This window comes from Tahibacter sp. (assembly GCF_035481375.1).
Classification (GTDB): Bacteria; Pseudomonadota; Gammaproteobacteria; order Xanthomonadales; family Rhodanobacteraceae; genus Tahibacter.
Window position 1 is genome coordinate 1 of the sequence record NZ_DATIGT010000316.1, and the last position, 16,277, is coordinate 16,277.

Consider the following 16,277-nt stretch of genomic DNA (forward strand, 5'->3'; position numbering starts at 1 on the left):
GTTGACGAGCACGGTCACGCGCGTGCCGGCCGGCAGGGAGACGCCCATCGGTGCGCCGCCCGGCGTGCGCTGCAGCGCGATCGCCTGCTTCAGCGCGCCGGTCACGCCGACGTGGCGCAGCGCCTGCGGCGTTTCCACGAAGCGATTCTTTTCCCAGGTATACAACTTGCGCTCGTCGTAGAAAGTGTTCGCGTGTCCGCCGACGTAGATGCGCGCATCGGGCAGGAACACGAACTGCGTGCCGGGCGCCGCGAACACGTCGACGCTCGCGTCGGCCGGGTCGCGCAGCAGGCGGCAGCTCGGGTCGGCGCTGCCGCCCGAATCGCAGGCCAGCGTCAGCGGCGGCAGGTCGCCGAGCCGCAACGTCAGCGGCGCCGACGCATAGACGCCGGCGGCCTTGTATTCCTCGATCCAGGCCGGCGCCGCCGGCGTGCCGGCGCGCTCGCGCGGATACATGACGGTGATGCCTTCGTCGGGCAGATCGAGCTTCGCGAGCTGCGGAAAGGCCGCCGCCAGTCCGGCCGCACCGGTCGCCGCCGGCAGGGCAAGCAGGATCGAAAGAATCAACGTGAACTTCATCCGTTTTCCTCGTCAACGAAGTGGTCGCAGCGTCCGGAACGTTCCGGCACGCCGAAACCGATCATCCGATTCCCGATTCCCGGCTATCACAACCTCACGCCGACCCCCACGCCAAAATGCCATTGCGGCCGGTCGAACTGGAAGCCCGGCGGCCAGCGGTGCACATGCGCGGCTTCGACGAGCGGAAACACGTAGGCGTGTTCGCCGACACGGCCGGCGCGCGTTCCGGCGAGCCGGCCGGTCAGCGTGACGAACAGTCCGTCGGGATAGTCGTGGCGTTCGACGTAGCCCGGCAGCACGATGATGAAGCGGCCGCGCGTGCCGGCCGCGGGTACGGGCCGCTGCGCCGCGTCGAGCGGATAGCCGAGGATGGTGACTTCGGTCGTGCTCTCGCGGTTGTCGATCGCGAGGATCATGCCGCCCCAGATGACCTCGGCGTTGCCGTAGCGTTCGGGTTCGGCGGCGACCTCGTAGGGCAGCGCCGGCGTGACCGGCCCGCCGGCGACGACGGCAGGGCGCGTCGCGCAGGCCGACAGCGATGCGAGCAATGCGATGGCCGCACAGCGGCGAAACCAGTTCATGCGTATTCCTCCCAGGCGGCGAGCACCGCCGGCATGGCCGTGCCGGCAGCCTGCGCGACCGCGAGATCGGCGGTCGGCGTCAGCGGCGTGGCCTGCGGATTGATTTCGGCGAACCACGCGCCGTTTCGCTGGGCGGTGCCCGGCAGGCCCGCGGCCGGATAGACCAACGCCGAGGTGCCGATCGCGAGCACGACGTCGCAGGCGCGCGCAGCCGCTTCGGCGCGATCGAGCGCATCGGGCGGCAGGTTTTCGCCGAACCAGACCACGCCCGGCCGGGCGAGTCCGTCGGCGTGATGCGGCGAACGCGGCGGTTCGCCCGGATGCGCGGCGAGCCAGTCGGCGTCGATGTTGAGTTTCGTGACCGAGCAGATCGTGCGTGCGATCGAACCGTGCAGCGCGATCACGTCGGGCGAGCCCGCGCGCTGGTGCAGATCGTCGACGTTCTGCGTGACCAGCGTGGTCGGCACGCGCTGCGCAATGTCGACGAGCGCGCGATGCGCCGCGTTCGGCTGCGCCTGCGCGACCTGCTCGCGACGCCAGGCATACCAGCGCCAGACGAGTGCGGGATCGCGGCGGAAAGCTTCCGGCGTGGCGAGGTCTTCGGGACGAAAGCGCGACCACAGGCCGCTCTGCGCATCGCGGAAGGTCGCAATGCCGGACTCGGCCGAGATGCCGGCGCCGGTCAGCACCAGCACCTGCCGGGCCTGCCGCAGGCGCGCGGCGAGTTCGCGGATCGGATTCATGGCCCGAGTGTCGCACCCGGCACGGCGAGGCGGCATGAAGTGCGCAGGCAAGCAGCGAAAAAACGTCCACGTTCCGGTGGCGGGGGCATGCGCCGCCCCTACCGGACGCGCGGGGACCCGACCGGTTCCGGCAACGGTTCCGTCATGACTTCTGGCGCTGGCGGGCACTGCCGGCCGGCGGCATAACCGCCCGTCACGTCGCCGCTGCCGCCTGGCGCGCCGCGGCGCCGCACGATTCCGCCAACCCTTCTGCTGGAGTGTCCCGCCTTGCGTCGAGTTCTCGTCACGGCCGTAGCCGCCTGCTTCACCACGTTCGCCGCGGCCGATGAGGGCATGTGGCAGCCGGCGCAGCTGCCGGCGATCGCGAGCCAGCTCAAGGCGCGCGGTCTCGAACTCGATCCGTCCCGGCTGACCGATCTGACCGGCCCGACCATGGGCGCCGTCGTCAGCATCGGCGGCTGCACCGCGTCGTTCGTGTCGCCCGAAGGGCTCGTCGTCACGAACCACCACTGCGCCTACGGCGCGATCCAGTACAACTCGACGGCCGAGAAGAATCTCATCAAGGACGGGTTCCTCGCGCGCACGCAGGCCGAGGAGCTGCCCGGCGACCCGAACCAGCGCGTCTACGTGACCGACGAGATCCGCGACATCACGCGCGAGATCGTCGGCAGGATCGATCCCAAGCTCGGCGGCCTCGCGCGCTACGAAGCCATCGACAAGGCGCAGAAGTCCGCGGTCGCGAAATGCGAGAAGCCCGGCATCAAGTGCGATGTATACAATTTTCACGGCGGCTACAGCTTCCAGCTCGTGCGCCAGCGCGAGATCAAGGACGTGCGTCTCGTCTATGCGCCGCCATCGGCGATCGGCAAGTTCGGCGGCGACGTCGACAACTGGATGTGGCCGCGCCACACCGGCGATTTCAGCTTCCTGCGCGCCTACGTCGCCAAGGACGGCAGCTCCAAGCCGTATGCGAAGGACAACGTGCCGTTCAAGCCCAGGCACGTGCTGCCGCTCAATGCGAACGGCCTGGAAGCCGGCGACTTCGTCATGGTCGCGGGCTATCCGGGACGCACGAACCGCTACCGCCTCGCCGAGGAAACGCGCGACGCGATCGACTGGCAGTATCCGACCAACATCCGCTGGTACACCGAGATCCTCGACATCATCAATCGCGCGGGCGCGAAGGACGCGGCGGTCGCGGTGAAGTACGCCAACACCGTCGCCGGCTTCAACAACTACCTGAAGAACTTCCGCGGCCAGCTCGAAGGCCTGGCAAAGGCGCGCGCCGTGGACACCAAGACCGCCAAGGAAGACGCGTTGCTCGGCTGGCTGCGCGCGCAGGGCGGCGAGAACGCGGCGCTGGCCGCCGACATCGGCGAGCTGCGCGGCGTGCTCGCGCAGCAGCGCAGCGTGCGCGAGCGCGATCTGGTGCTCGGTTATCTCAATCGCACATTCCTGTACAACGCGTCGTACCACATCTATCGCACGGCCAGCGAACGCGCCAAGCCGGACCTGCAGCGCGAGCAGGGTTTCCAGACGCGCGACGAGCCCAAGATCGAAGGCACGCTCAAACAATGGGAGCGGCGCATGGATCCGGCCGTCGACGAGCAGCTGTTCACGCATTTCCTGCGCGCGTACGTGAAGCTGCCGCAGGATCAGCGCGTCGCCGCGCTCGACGCCTGGCTCGGCGCCGCGGCGAACGACGATGCGGCGCTCGTGCAGAAGGTCGATGCGCTGTACGCGGGCACGCGCCTGACGAACGTCGACGAACGCCTGAAGCTGTTCAAGGCCAGGCGCAGCGAACTGGAGGCCTCCGGCGACACCGCGCTGAAGTTCATGGTCGCGCTGATGCCCGACCTGCTCGCGATCGAGAACGCGCGCAAGCAGCGCCAGGGCGACGAACTGCGCCTGCGTCCGCGCTATATGCAGGGCATGATCGCGTACAACGAATCGCTGAAGCAGCCGGTGTATCCGGACGCCAACAGCTCGCTGCGCGTGACCTTCGGCCAGGTGCAGGGCTTCAAGAAGGACGGCGTGGAGTTCACCGCGTTCACGACCGGCGACGGTATCGTCGCGAAGACCACCGGCGACGATCCGTTCGACACGCCGGCCGGCGAATACAAGACGCTCGTCGCGCGCGACTACGGCCCTTATGCCTCGGCCAAGAGCGGCGCGCTGCCGGTCAACTTCCTCGCCGACCTCGACATCACCGGCGGCAACTCCGGCTCGCCGGCGATCGACGCGCAGGGCCGCCTCGTCGGCCTCGCGTTCGACGGCAACTGGGACAGCGTCAGCGCGGACTGGATCTTCGATCCGAAGCTGACCCGCTCGATCCAGGTCGACGTGCGCTACATGCTCTGGGTCATGGACAAGATCGACGGCGCGAAGAACCTGCTCGCGGAAATGGGCGTCGGCGGGGAAGGGCGCGGAGCGGCGCCTGCGGGGAAGTAGGGCGTGTCCAGCAGCTAGAGGGGGAGTAGGCAGGAACTGGAGAAAGCGGTCGTCACTGCGCCTCTGGCTGCTGACCACTCCCCTCTATTTCATCCTTTGTGGATTAATGCAGCGCGCGCCGCGGCCGCCACCGCCGTGGCGATGCCGCTAGAATTGCCGGATGTCCGCCATCGACACCCGTCCGCTCGCCGTCGCGCTCATGGGGCCTACCGCCTCGGGCAAGACGGCGCTGGCCTGCGTGCTGGCCGAACGCTTTCCGCTGGAGCTGATCAGCGTCGACTCGGCACTGGTCTATCGCGGGCTCGATATTGGCAGCGCGAAGCCTGACGCGGCGACGCTCGCTCGGTATCCGCACCGGCTCATCGACATCCGCGAACCGCACGAGCCCTATTCGGCCGGGGAATTCCGCAGCGATGCGCTGCGCGAGATGGGCTCGATCACGGCGCAGGGCCGGATTCCGCTGCTCGTCGGCGGCACCGGGCTCTATTTCCGCGCGCTGATGCGCGGGTTTTCCGAACTCCCGGCCTCCGATCCCGCACGGCGCGCGCAATTGCAGGCCGATCTGGCGCGCGACGGGCTCGCCGCGCTGCATGCACGGCTGGCCGCGGCGGATCCGGTCTCGGCCGCGCGCATCCGCGCCAGCGACACGCAGCGCGTGCTGCGCGCGCTCGAAGTCATCGCGCTGGGCGGGCGTCCGCTCAGCGAACAGCAGCAGGGTCGCGAACAGCGGCCGCCGTACCGGCTGCTGCGCCTCGCGCTCGTGCCGGACGACCGCGGTCCATTGCACGCGCGCATCGCGGAACGCTTCGACGCGATGCTCGCGGGCGGGCTGATCGAGGAAGTGCAGGCGCTGCGCGCACGTGCCGGCATTCATCCCCACCTGCCGGCGATGCGTGCGGTCGGCTATCGGCAGGTCTGGCAGTACCTCGACGGCGAGTTTTCCGGCGACGAACTGCGCGACCGCGGCGTCTTCGCGACGCGGCAGCTCGCCAAGCGCCAGATCACGATGCTGCGTGCCGAACTCGACGCGCGCTGGCTCGACCCGGAGCGTGCCGGTCTCGCCGAGACCGCCGCCAGCGCGCTGAACCTGTTTCTCGATGGCGCACGTCCGACGCGCGTTTCATAACGCGGTCGACGTTCTCGCCGCATTCAATCCCGGTTAAGATCCGGACACTTGGACCGGGGCGCCGGGTTCTGGCGCGCATTCCCCGCTGCTTTTTTTCCGGTTCGCTCCAGGAGAATCACCAATGTCAAAAGGGCAGTCGCTGCAGGATCCGTTTCTGAACGCGTTGCGCCGTGAGCGTGTGCCGGTGTCGATCTACCTCGTCAACGGCATCAAGCTCCAGGGCACGATCGAATCGTTTGACCAGTTCGTCGTGCTGTTGCGCAACACGGTCAGCCAGATGGTCTACAAGCACGCGATCTCGACCGTCGTCCCGAGCCGCAACGTCCGGCTCGGCGAGGGCCATCACGGCCAGGGCGGCGGCGATCACGCCGACGCCGACCACGCCGACACGCACGAAGGCTGAGCGCTCTGTACGATCGCGCTGCAAAGGGCGAGCGCGCCGTGCTCGTCCAGACGATACGGGCCGGCGACTCCGACGCGGCCGCGCGTCTGGCCGAGTTCGCCGAACTCGCCGCGTCGGCCGGCGCCGGCGTCGTCGCGCAGCTGTTCGCGCGCGTCGACACGCCGAACGCGCGCTTCCTGCTCGGCACCGGCAAGGTCGACGAACTGCGCGAGGTCAAGCTGGCCAACGACGCCGACCTGATCCTCGTCAACGACATCCTGAGTCCGGTGCAGGAGCGCAATCTCGAGAAATACTGCGAGTGCCGCGTGATCGGCCGCACCGGCCTGATCCTCGATATCTTCGCGCTGCGCGCGCGCTCGCACGAAGGCAAGCTTCAGGTCGAACTCGCCCAGCTCAAGCACATGGCCACGCGCGCGGTGCGCGGCTGGAGCGGTCTCGACAGCCAGCGCGGCGGCTCGATCGGCCTGCGCGGCCCCGGCGAAACCAAGCTCGAACTCGATCGCCGCCTGCTGCGCGGCCGTATCCAGCAGTTGCAGGAGCGCCTCGACAAGGTTGCCCAGCAGCGCGAGCAGACGCGCCGCAGCCGGCTGCGCAACGCGGTGCCGCTGGTGTCGCTGGTCGGCTATACCAACGCGGGCAAGTCGACCTTGTTCAACCGGCTCAGCGGCGCGAGCGTCTACGCCGCCGATCAGTTGTTCGCGACGCTCGACCCGACCCTGCGCCGCATCGACGGACTGCCCTGCGGCCCGTTCGTGCTTGCCGACACGGTCGGCTTCATCCGCGACCTGCCGCACGATCTCGTCGCCGCGTTCCAGTCGACGCTGGCCGAGACGCGCGACGCCGATCTGCTGCTGCATGTGGTCGACGCGTCCGATCCCGAACGCGATCAGCGCATGGGCGATGTCGCCGCGGTGCTGGCCGAGATCGGCGCGTCGGACGTGCCGCAGGTGCTGGTCTACAACAAGATCGACAGCATCGACGGCGCCCTGCCGCGTCGCGACGACATCGACGGCGGCCTGCAGCCGCGCGTCTGGCTGTCGGCGATGCAGGGGCTGGGGCTCGACCTGCTGCAGGAAGCCGTCGTCGAGCAGCTCGGACGCGACCGCGTGCGCACCGAGCTGCATCTCGCGCCGTCGCAGGGGCGCCTGCGGGCGCGGCTCTACGAGGCCGGTGCCGTTCGCACCGAAGCCGCGGCCGACGACGGCGGCTGGCTGCTCGCGCTCGACGCGCCGCGATCGCGGCTGCAGGCGCTGTTCGGCCTCGCCGACGGCGACGGCAGCTATCTGCGTGCCGCGCTGGCCGCGACCGTGCCGGAAGCGCGCGTGGACTGATGTTGCGCCGACTGACGGCACGCGGATCGGCCCGCGACGATGCCATGACCTCCGGCGGGCTTGAGTCCGCTGCGGGCGTCCCGATCTGAAACCACATCGTTCCCCGGGCGGCGGCATTCGTGCCGATCGATTCCGGTACAATCCTGCCGCAATCCGTCCCCGACGACGCTTCCGCGTCCGTCTCAACGGTTGCCGACCGGACAACCGTTTTCCCCACTGTCCTGTCCTTGTGGTAGCGCGACGGAATTCCCGGCGGATTTCATCGCGAGACGGTGCGTGACGCGGACCGCGGCAATGCTGCGGACGCGTCGCGGATGGCTCGCGCGACCCGGCGGCGGAACGATGCGGCGACTGCGGACGGCGACGGACGCGGAGACGGATGTTCAACCACGGCGCGCCGGCGACGGCGCGCGCAATGACGAGGTCAACTCATGGCATGGAATGAGCCGGGCAAACGCGACCCCTGGCGCGGCAATCAGAAAGGCCCGGATATGGAAGACACGCTGCGACGGTTGCGCGAACGCTTCGGCAACCTGCTGGGCGGCGGTTCGGGCGGCGGCGCCGGCAGCGGCGGCGGCATTCTCATCGCGGTGATCGCCATCCTGCTCGCGTGGGTCGCGCTCGACAGCTGGAGCGTCGTCAATGCGCGCGATGTCGGCGTCGTGCAGCGCTTCGGCAAGAAGACCCGCGTCATGAGCCCCGGCTTCAATCTGAAATGGCCGCGTCCGATCGAGACGGTGACCAAGGTCAAGATCAAGGACGTGCGCCTGCTCGCCGACAGCGTGCGCATGCTCACGATGGACGAGAACATCGTCCAGATCGATTTCAACGTGCAGTACCAGGTCAGCGACGCCGAGAAATATCTGTTCAACGTCAAGGACGTCGACAACGTGACCGTGAAGCAGGCGGCCGAGAGCGCCGTGCGCCAGGTCATCGGCGGCAGCGCGATGGACACGATCCTGTCCGGGCAGGGCGCCGAACTCGTCGCCGAAACCAAGAAAGTGCTGCAGGCCACGCTCGACAGCTACGACGCCGGCATCGCCGTGACCGAAGTGAACTTCCAGTCGGTCGCGCCGCCGCACGAGGTGAAGGATGCGTTCGACGACGTGACGAACGCGCGCGAGAACAAGCAGCAGACCGAGAACGAAGCGCAGGCTTACGCCAATAAGGTCGTGCCCGAGGCGCGCGGTCAGGCCGCGCGCATCAAGGCCGAGTCCGAAGGCTATCGCGCCGAGCGCATCGCGCGCGCCGAAGGCGAGGCCGACCGTTTCAATCAGCTCATCACGCAGTACAAGGCCGCGCCCGAAGTCACACGCAAGCGCCTGTATCTCGAAACCATGCAGACGGTGCTGCGCGACAACGCCAAGGTCGTCGACGCGACCGACGGCCGCAGCCTGATCAACGTGCCCACCGACCGGCTCGTTCCCGCGGCCACGAGCCTCGCGCCCGGTGCCGGCGTGATGCTGCCCACGACTGACGACACGCGCACGGCGCGGGGAGACCAGCAATGAAATCGTTCGTCGCGATGATCGCCGCGCTGCTCGTGCTGCTCGGCATCAATTCCACGTTCGTCGTGCGCGAAGGCGAGACCGCGCTGCTGCTGCAGTTCGGCCGCATCGTGCGCGCCGGCTATGAGCCCGGCCTGCAGTGGAAGCTGCCGTTCGTGCAGCAGGTGCTGCGTTTCGACAAGCGCGTCCTCGGCCTGGATACCAAGCCCGAGCGCTATCTGACGTCCGAGAAGAAGAGCGTGCTCGTCGACTTCTACGTCAAGTGGAAGATCGACGATGTCGCGCTGTACTACGGCGCGTCGGGCGGCGCCGAAGACCAGGCCACGCTGCGCCTGACGCCGATCGTCAAGGATGCGCTGCGCTTCGAGTTCAACGCGCGTCCGCTGCACGAGCTGATCGCCGACGGCCGCGTCGACATCACCACGCACGTGCGCGACAAGGCGAACGCGGCGACGCGCAGCTCGCTCGGCATCCAGATCGTCGACGTGCGCATCAAGGGCATCAACTTTCCCGAGGAAGGCACGGTGCTGACGTCGGTCTACGAGCGCATGCGCGCCGAGCGCAAACAGGTCGCGAACGACCTGCGCGCGCGCGGCAAGGAAGCCGGCGAAACCATCCAGGCCGACGCCGACCGCCAGCGCCAGGTGCTGATCGCCGAGGCCAACAAGACCGCGCAGTCGGTGCGCGGCGAAGGCGACGCGAAAGCCGCCGAGATCTACGCCGCCGCCTACGGCAAGGATCCCGAGTTCTACGCCTTCGTGCGCAGCCTCGAGGCGTATCGCGAGTCGTTCCGTAACGGAAATGGCGTATTGCTGCTGGACCCGAAGTCCGAGCTCCTGCGTTATTTCGACACCAGCAAATAAGCGGTGAAAGACCTCAACGCGGCGCTGTGTCTCGTGCTCGTCGTCGAGGGCCTGTTCCTGTTTGCGCTGCCGGCCGCGTGGAAACGCGTGGCCGCGCTGCTGCAGAGCGTCGGCGAGCGCGAGCTGCGCATCGCCGGTGCGGCGATGATCGTCATCGGGCTGCTTGCGCTGCAGCTCGTGCGGAGCGTGTCGTGACGTTGGGCTCCGCCAGGTTTTCGACGCCCGCGTGTCGTGCGAACGCGGGCGTCATCACGTTTCCAGCTTGAGGATCGGAATCATGGGCAAATCAGTCGTAATCCTCGGAGCCCAGTGGGGCGACGAAGGCAAAGGCAAGATCGTCGATCTGCTGACCGAAGAAGTCGGCGCCGTCGTGCGCTTCCAGGGCGGCCACAACGCCGGCCATACGCTCGTCATCGGCGGCAAGAAGACGGTGTTGCACCTGATTCCGTCGGGCATCCTGCGCGACGAGGCGCTGTGCCTGATCGGCAACGGCGTCGTGCTGTCGCCGGCCGCGCTGAAGACCGAGATCGCCGAACTCGAAGAGCAGGGCGTCGACGTGCGCTCGCGCCTGAAGATCTCGCCGGCGACGCCGCTGATCATGCCGTATCACATCGCCGTCGATCAGGCGCGCGAAAAGGCTTCGGGCGCCAAGGCGATCGGCACGACCGGACGCGGCATCGGACCGGCCTACGAAGACAAGGTCGCGCGCCGCGGCATCCGCGTCGCCGATCTGTTCTATCCGGACCAGCTCGCCGACAAGCTGCGCGACGCGGTCGACTATCACAACTTCGTGCTCGAGAACTGGCTCAAGGCCGACACGGTCGACTACCAGAAGGTGCTCGACGAGGCGCTGACCTTCGGCCATTACGTGAAGCCGATGGTCGACGACGTGTCGACGATCCTCTACGACCTGCGCAAGGCCGGCAAGAAGATCCTGTTCGAAGGCGCGCAGGGCTCGCTGCTCGACATCGACCACGGCACCTATCCCTATGTGACCTCGTCGAACACGACGGTCGGCGGCGCCTATGCCGGCTGCGGCGTCGGCGCGCGCGACATCGACTACGTGCTCGGCATCGCGAAGGCCTACGCGACGCGCGTCGGCGGCGGCCCGTTCCCGACCGAACTCAACGACGAGATGGGCGAACTGCTGCGCAAGCGCGGCAACGAATTCGGCGCGACGACCGGCCGCCCGCGCCGCTGCGGATGGATCGATCTCGTCGCGCTCAAGCGCGCGGTACAGATCAACGGCATCTCGGGTCTGGCGATCACCAAGCTCGACGTGCTCGACGGACTGCCGTCGATCAAGGTCTGCATCGCCTACGAATACCGCGGCAAGCAGCGCACGCTCGCGCCGCTCGACGCGGCCGGCTGGGAAGAATGCAAACCGGTCTATCTCGAGTTCCCGGGCTGGAGCGAGCCGACCTCGGGCGTGCGCGAATTCTCGAAGCTGCCGCCGGCGGCGCGCGCCTACCTGCGCGCGGTCGAGGAACTCGCCGAGTGTCCGCTCGCGCTCGTCGCGACCGGTGCCGACCGCGACGACACCATCATCCTGCGCGATCCGTTCGCGTGATCGGACGCCGCGCGCCAGCCGCTGCGGCCGGCGCGCGAATACCCGCCTTGCCGAGCCCAATGACCCCACCGTTCCGGATTCGCGAAATCGATCATCTCGTGCTGCGCGCGCGCGACCAGGAAGCGCTCGTGCGCTTCTACTGCGACGTCGTCGGCTGCCGCATCGAGAAGCGTCAGGATGCGATAGGACTCGTGCAGCTGCGTGCGGGCCGTTCGCTGATCGACATCGTCGGTGTCGACGGCAAGCTCGGCCGCGCCGGCGGCGCTGCGCCCGGTATGCAAGGGCGCAATCTCGATCACCTGTGCCTGCGCATCGAGCCGTTCGATCTCGATGCGCTCCGCGCCCATCTTGCCGCCCACGGGGTGAAGCCGGGCGACTACGGCTCGCGCTACGGCGCGGAAGGCGAGGGACCTTCACTGTACTTCGACGACATCGAAGGCAACACGGTCGAGTTCAAGGGGGCGCCGGGGCCCGCGTGAGCGCTTCTGAAAACAAGGAGTGAAGCGGCGTGAGAAAAATAGTGCGCGGTCTGCGCCTCTGTTTTCTCACTCCTCTTCCCGCATTCCTGAGCTTGGATTCGCAAGGCCGCAATGGCTACGGATATACAGATTTACAACGGAATGTCGTCGCGAACCTGATTGACGTAAGCGAGGATCTCGCGCGCCTGCGGATTGCCGCGCAGCCATTCGCGCAGTTCCTGCGCGCGTTCGTAGTGTTCGCCGAGGCGCTCGCCCCAGCGCTGCTCGGCGCGGCGTTCCGCCTCGGTCGAGCGCACGCGGTTCTGCCAGGGCTGCGTGAACACCAGCGTCAGCCGGCCGGCGAGCGCGAGGCGGTCGAGCAGCTGCCACTCTCCGCGGTCGAGCCAGGCTTCGTCGCAATGCACGCAGAGGTCGATCTGGTTGCGCGCATCGGCGCTCATGCGGAACTTCGTCATGAAGTGCTGGCACTTCGGGCAGCACAGCGCGATGGACGTGTCCTTGACTTCGTCGAGGCTATCGTCGGCCGTGTCGACGGCGGCCTGACCGGGCTGATGCTCGCGCCAGTGGCGATAGGCCACGAGGGAAAGCAGGCTGCCGCCGCAACCGTCGCACGACAGAGCCGGAAGGTCGGCTTCGATGCGCGACGGACTGAGGCTGCGATCTTTGCAATGCGGACACAGGCTTGCCATGGCATTCCCCCGAAACGCCGCGCTGAGGGCGGCTTTCAATCGTCCAGACGGCAGAAGGCCCGCGCTAGGCGGGCCTTCTGTTCATCGATTGGTGCCCAAGAGAGGACTCGAACCTCCACGGGTCGCCCCGCTAGTACCTGAAACTAGTGCGTCTACCAATTCCGCCACCTGGGCAGGTGCCTGCGCGATGCGTTTGCCGCTTCGCGAAGGCCGCGAACTATAGGGAGCGCTAGCAGGCTTGTCAACGCTTGGCTTGCAATCGCTGCGCAGGTCGGCGAGGCTGATTCATTCCACGAGAGAGCACATGAAGAAAACACGGACTACGAATACACCGGCGCGCGCCGGCGCGAAAAAAACCGCACGTCCCGGCTGGATGCCGGAGGCGGGCGCCGCTGCGCGGAGCAAGCGTGCCGCGGTGTCGCCCACGCCGGTGCCGACGGCGCCGGCCGCCGCCGGGCCGAAGCCTTCCGCGCTGCGCAAGATGGCAGCCATCGCCGCGGCGGCCGAGTCGGCCAAGCCGCGCAAGGCGCCGGCCGAAAGCGCGCCGGCGCGATCGCGCAAGCAGGCGGCGGACGCCGCAACCGTCAAGCCGCGGCGCGGCACGGGCGCCGCCGCGACCGTCACAGCCGATCCGTTCGCCGAACGCGAGCTGCAGCGCTACGAACATCCCATTCCCAGCCGCGAGGCGTTGCTCGCGTTTCTCGTCGAGCAGGGCCAGCTGATGAATGCCGAAGCGATCGCGAAAGCGCTGTCGCTGACGCACGAGCGCGATTTCGGCGCGCTGACGAAACGGCTCGCCGCGATGCTGCGCGACGGCCAGTTGATCCAGAACCGTCGCGGCGGCTACGGCGTCGCGCAGAAGCTCGACCTCGTGCCCGGCGTCGTGCTCGCCAATCCCGACGGCTACGGGTTTCTGAAGCCCGACGCCGGCGGCGAAGACCTGTATCTGTCGCCCTACGAAATGCGCAAGGTGCTGCACGGCGACCGCGTGCTCGGCAGCATCGTCGGCGTCGACCGGCGCGGGCGCCGGCAGGGCGCGATCGTCGAAGTGCTCGAGCGCCGCTCGCCGCGTCTCGTCGGCCGCATCGTCGAGCAGGATGGGCTCGTGCTCGTCGCTCCGGACGACCGCCGCGTGCATCAGGACATCCTGATCGCGCCGGGCAAGGATCTCGGCGCGCGTTCCGGACAGATCGTGGTCTGCGAGATCACCGAGCCGCCGGGTCTGCATCGCGGACCGATCGGCCGCGTGCTGGCCGTGCTCGGCGAGCGGCTGACGCCATCGCTGATCGTCGAGATGGCGATCGCGAGCCACGACATCCGGCATGAATGGCCCGACGCCGCGCTGCGCGAGGCGGCCGAGGTCGAGCCCGAAGTCACGGCCGCGGAAATCGCCGGGCGCAAGGATCTGCGCGGCGTGCCGCTCGTGACGATCGACGGCGAGGACGCGCGCGATTTCGACGACGCGGTATTCGCCGAACCCGTCTCGAGCGGGTTCCGCCTCGTCGTCGCTATCGCCGACGTGTCGCACTACGTGCAGCCGGAAAGTGCGCTCGACAAGGAAGCCTACGACCGCGCGACGTCGGTGTATTTCCCGGGATTCGTCGTGCCGATGCTGCCCGAGACGCTGTCCAACGGCATCTGTTCGCTGAATCCGAAGGTCGAGCGCCTGTGCATGGTCTGCGACATGCAGGTCGACCACGCCGGCGAGGTCACGAAGTCGAAGTTCTATCCGGCCGTGATGCGCTCGCATGCGCGCCTGACCTACAACCAGGTGTGGAAGGCGATCGGCGAAAAGGACGCCGACGCGCGCGCGCAGATCGGCAACCTGATGCCGCATATTGAACATCTGTACCAGCTCTACAAGGTGCTGGCCAAGGCGCGCAAGAAGCGCGGCGCGATCGATTTCGAGAGCGCCGAAGTGAAGTTCCGCCTCGCGCCGTCGGGCGAGGTCGTGCAGCTCGGCGCCGAACCGCGCAACGACGCGCACAAGCTCATCGAGGAATGCATGATCGCCGCCAACGTGCAGGCGGCGCTGTATCTGAGCAAGCTGCGCATTCCCGCTCTGTATCGCGTGCACGAGCCGCCGCCGGAAGGCAAATACCAGGACCTGCTGGAGTTCCTCAAGGATTTCAGCCTGAAGATGCCGCCGGCGACCGAAGTCGAACCCGGCGACTTCGCGGGGCTGATCAAGAAGATCCAGAAGCGGCCCGACGCGAGCCTCATCGAGTCGGTGCTGCTGCGCTCGCAGTCGCTCGCGGCATATCAGCCCGATTGCGGCGGTCATTTCGGCCTCGCGCTCGATGCCTACGCGCACTTCACTTCGCCGATCCGCCGCTATCCCGACCTGCTCGTGCATCGCGCGATCCGCCACGCGCTCGCCAAGGGCAAGCCGTCGACCTATCGCTACTCTCCGGCGACGATGGCGAGCATGGCTGTGCATTGCTCCAGCAGCGGCCGGCGCGCCGAGGAAGCGGAACGCGACGTCGACGAGCGCTACAAGTGCGCGTGGATGGAGAAGCACGTCGGCAGCGAATTCGACGGCATCGTGTCGGGCGTGACGTCGTTCGGCCTGTTCGTCGAGCTCGTCGATTCGAAAGTCACGGGCCTCGTGCACATCACGCAGCTGCCGAACGACTACTACCATTTCGATCCGATCCGGCATCTGCTGACCGGCGAGCGCCGCGGCCTGAAATTCCGCCTCGGCGACCCGGTCCGCATCCAGGTGCTGCGCGCGAGCCTGGAAGATCGCAAGATCGATTTCCGTCTCGTTGCGGACGACCACCAGGAGAAGAAGCGGCGATGAGCCATGAGCTGCTCGTAGGCATCAATTCGGTCGACGCGGCGCTGAGCCACGATCCGAAGAACATTGTGGAACTGTTTATCGAGACCGGCACGACGAACGCGCGGCTCAAGGAACTGTCCGAACGTGCGCGCGATCTCGGCGTGAAACCGCACGGACGCACGCGCGAGCTGCTCGACCGCATGACCGGCGGCGCGCGCCATCAGGGCGTCGTCGCGCAATACCGCGCCGCGCCGCCGCGCAGCGAGGCCGATCTCGCGGCGCTCGTCGAAGCCGCCGGCCGCGAGGCGCTCGTGCTCGTGCTCGACGGCGTCACCGATCCGCACAATCTCGGCGCCTGCCTGCGCAGCGCCGAGGCGGCCGGCGTGACTGCGGTCGTCGTGACCAAGGACAAGGCCGTCGGCATCACGCCGATCGTGCGCCGCGCCTCCGCCGGCGCCGCCGACCGCGTGCCGTTCATCGCGGCGACGAATCTCGCGCGGACGCTGCGCGCGCTCAAGGACATGGGCGTCTGGCTGGTCGGTCTGGCGGGCGAAGGCGAACAGAGCTACTACGGCGTCGACCTCAAGGGACCCATCGCGCTCGTGATCGGCAGCGAAGGCGAAGGACTGCGCCGGCTGACGCGCGAGCAGTGCGACTTTCTCGCGCGGATTCCGATGCGCGGTTCGGTCGAGAGTCTCAACGTGTCGGTCGCCACGGGTGTCGCACTGTTCGAAGTGCTGCGTCAGCGCGGTTGACGTCGCGGCGGTCGGTCGCCGCGAGCGCAGTTCAGAACGACGAGGCGAGGGCGGCGCCAGCGTTGCCGGCGCCGAGCTCGGAACAGGCCGGCAGCAGCTGCGTCGCGCTCTCGACGTAGCCCGCGGGGGCGATCACAGTGACTGCGATCGCGCTCGCGTGTCCGCTGGGGCAACGCAGACGGCGATGCGCGAGATCGAGATCGGCGTCGGTCACGGCGAGGTGGGCGGCGAGATGCCACTCGTACCGATAGTCGGCGCCCTGCGGCCATGCTTCACAGCGATAGCCTTCCGATGTCGACGTGCACTGGAGACCGGCTGCGCCTACGCCGGCCGAGAAGATCATCGCGATGCCGACGAGGCAACGATGCAGCAAGGTCTGAACGGTGGACATGCACTTCCCCTGTGAAGTGGCGTGGC

At 68.0% G+C, this 16,277-nt stretch carries 16 protein-coding genes and 1 tRNA gene; 11 read left to right on the plus strand and 6 right to left on the minus strand.

Features of this window, described 5'->3' with window-relative positions; genetic code table 11:
- The 3 genes from VLF18_RS20820 to VLF18_RS20830 all read right to left on the minus strand — a co-directional run.
- A partial coding sequence (locus tag VLF18_RS20820; protein WP_325281551.1) for a hypothetical protein occupies nucleotides 1–579 on the minus strand: 579 nt, incomplete at its 3' end.
- 86 nt (nucleotides 580–665) lie between these two features.
- Entirely contained in the window at nucleotides 666–1,160 is a 495-nt protein-coding gene (locus tag VLF18_RS20825; RefSeq protein ID WP_325281552.1) for a Slp family lipoprotein, read from the minus strand.
- The gene (locus tag VLF18_RS20830) at nucleotides 1,157–1,903 is read right to left on the minus strand and encodes an NAD-dependent deacylase (protein WP_325281553.1); all 747 of its coding nucleotides are present in this window, start codon (nucleotides 1,901–1,903) and stop codon (nucleotides 1,157–1,159) included. The genes VLF18_RS20825 and VLF18_RS20830 overlap by 4 nt, the downstream gene beginning before the upstream one ends.
- A 333-nt stretch (nucleotides 1,904–2,236) precedes the next feature.
- Between VLF18_RS20830 and VLF18_RS20835 the strand changes: the two genes are divergently transcribed.
- The 9 genes from VLF18_RS20835 to VLF18_RS20875 all read left to right on the plus strand — a co-directional run bounded on the left by VLF18_RS20835 (nucleotide 2,237) and on the right by VLF18_RS20875 (nucleotide 11,634).
- On the plus strand, nucleotides 2,237–4,354 hold the full coding sequence (locus VLF18_RS20835; RefSeq protein ID WP_325281565.1) for a S46 family peptidase: 2,118 nt from the start codon (nucleotides 2,237–2,239) through the stop codon (nucleotides 4,352–4,354).
- A gap of 160 nt (nucleotides 4,355–4,514) precedes the next feature.
- Nucleotides 4,515–5,480 (plus strand): tRNA (adenosine(37)-N6)-dimethylallyltransferase MiaA, encoded by a 966-nt coding sequence (gene miaA, locus VLF18_RS20840; RefSeq protein ID WP_325281554.1) that lies wholly within the window; start codon nucleotides 4,515–4,517, stop codon nucleotides 5,478–5,480.
- A gap of 121 nt (nucleotides 5,481–5,601) precedes the next feature.
- Nucleotides 5,602–5,883 (plus strand): RNA chaperone Hfq, encoded by a 282-nt coding sequence (hfq, locus tag VLF18_RS20845; protein WP_325281555.1) that lies wholly within the window; start codon nucleotides 5,602–5,604, stop codon nucleotides 5,881–5,883.
- A gap of 5 nt (nucleotides 5,884–5,888) precedes the next feature.
- Nucleotides 5,889–7,214, plus strand: coding sequence for a ribosome rescue GTPase HflX (hflX, locus tag VLF18_RS20850; protein WP_325281566.1), 1,326 nt, complete (start codon nucleotides 5,889–5,891; stop codon nucleotides 7,212–7,214).
- A gap of 431 nt (nucleotides 7,215–7,645) precedes the next feature.
- Nucleotides 7,646–8,725, plus strand: a complete 1,080-nt coding sequence (hflK, locus tag VLF18_RS20855; protein WP_325281556.1) for an FtsH protease activity modulator HflK — start codon at nucleotides 7,646–7,648, stop codon at nucleotides 8,723–8,725.
- Entirely contained in the window at nucleotides 8,722–9,585 is an 864-nt protein-coding gene (hflC, locus tag VLF18_RS20860; RefSeq protein ID WP_325281557.1) for a protease modulator HflC, read from the plus strand. Before hflK ends, hflC begins: the two co-directional genes overlap by 4 nt.
- A gap of 3 nt (nucleotides 9,586–9,588) precedes the next feature.
- Complete coding sequence (locus VLF18_RS20865) at nucleotides 9,589–9,780, plus strand: DUF2065 domain-containing protein (RefSeq protein WP_325281558.1); 192 nt, start codon at nucleotides 9,589–9,591, stop codon at nucleotides 9,778–9,780.
- An 82-nt stretch (nucleotides 9,781–9,862) separates the two neighbouring features.
- The gene (locus VLF18_RS20870) at nucleotides 9,863–11,155 is read left to right on the plus strand and encodes an adenylosuccinate synthase (protein ID WP_325281559.1); all 1,293 of its coding nucleotides are present in this window, start codon (nucleotides 9,863–9,865) and stop codon (nucleotides 11,153–11,155) included.
- A 59-nt stretch (nucleotides 11,156–11,214) separates the two neighbouring features.
- Nucleotides 11,215–11,634 carry a VOC family protein gene (locus VLF18_RS20875; protein WP_325281560.1) on the plus strand — a complete coding sequence of 140 codons (420 nt, stop codon included), beginning with the start codon at nucleotides 11,215–11,217 and terminating at the stop codon, nucleotides 11,632–11,634.
- Nucleotides 11,635–11,765: 131 nt separating this feature from the next.
- Here VLF18_RS20875 and VLF18_RS20880 read toward each other — a convergent pair whose 3' ends face one another.
- Complete coding sequence (locus VLF18_RS20880) at nucleotides 11,766–12,323, minus strand: hypothetical protein (protein WP_325281561.1); 558 nt, start codon at nucleotides 12,321–12,323, stop codon at nucleotides 11,766–11,768.
- Between the two features lie 89 nt (nucleotides 12,324–12,412).
- A tRNA-Leu gene (locus tag VLF18_RS20885) sits at nucleotides 12,413–12,497 on the minus strand.
- A gap of 130 nt (nucleotides 12,498–12,627) precedes the next feature.
- Here VLF18_RS20885 and rnr point away from each other — a divergent pair.
- Both rnr and rlmB read left to right on the plus strand, forming a co-directional pair.
- On the plus strand, nucleotides 12,628–15,126 hold the full coding sequence (rnr, locus tag VLF18_RS20890; RefSeq protein WP_325281562.1) for a ribonuclease R: 2,499 nt from the start codon (nucleotides 12,628–12,630) through the stop codon (nucleotides 15,124–15,126).
- A complete protein-coding gene (gene rlmB / locus VLF18_RS20895; RefSeq protein ID WP_325281563.1) occupies nucleotides 15,123–15,860 on the plus strand; it encodes a 23S rRNA (guanosine(2251)-2'-O)-methyltransferase RlmB in 738 nt (245 codons plus the stop codon). Before rnr ends, rlmB begins: the two co-directional genes overlap by 4 nt.
- Before the next feature lie 31 nt (nucleotides 15,861–15,891).
- On the opposite strand, the gene VLF18_RS20900 is transcribed toward rlmB, so the two are convergent.
- A complete protein-coding gene (locus VLF18_RS20900) occupies nucleotides 15,892–16,251 on the minus strand; it encodes a hypothetical protein (protein WP_325281564.1) in 360 nt (119 codons plus the stop codon).
- Nucleotides 16,252–16,277: the final 26 nt, after the last annotated feature.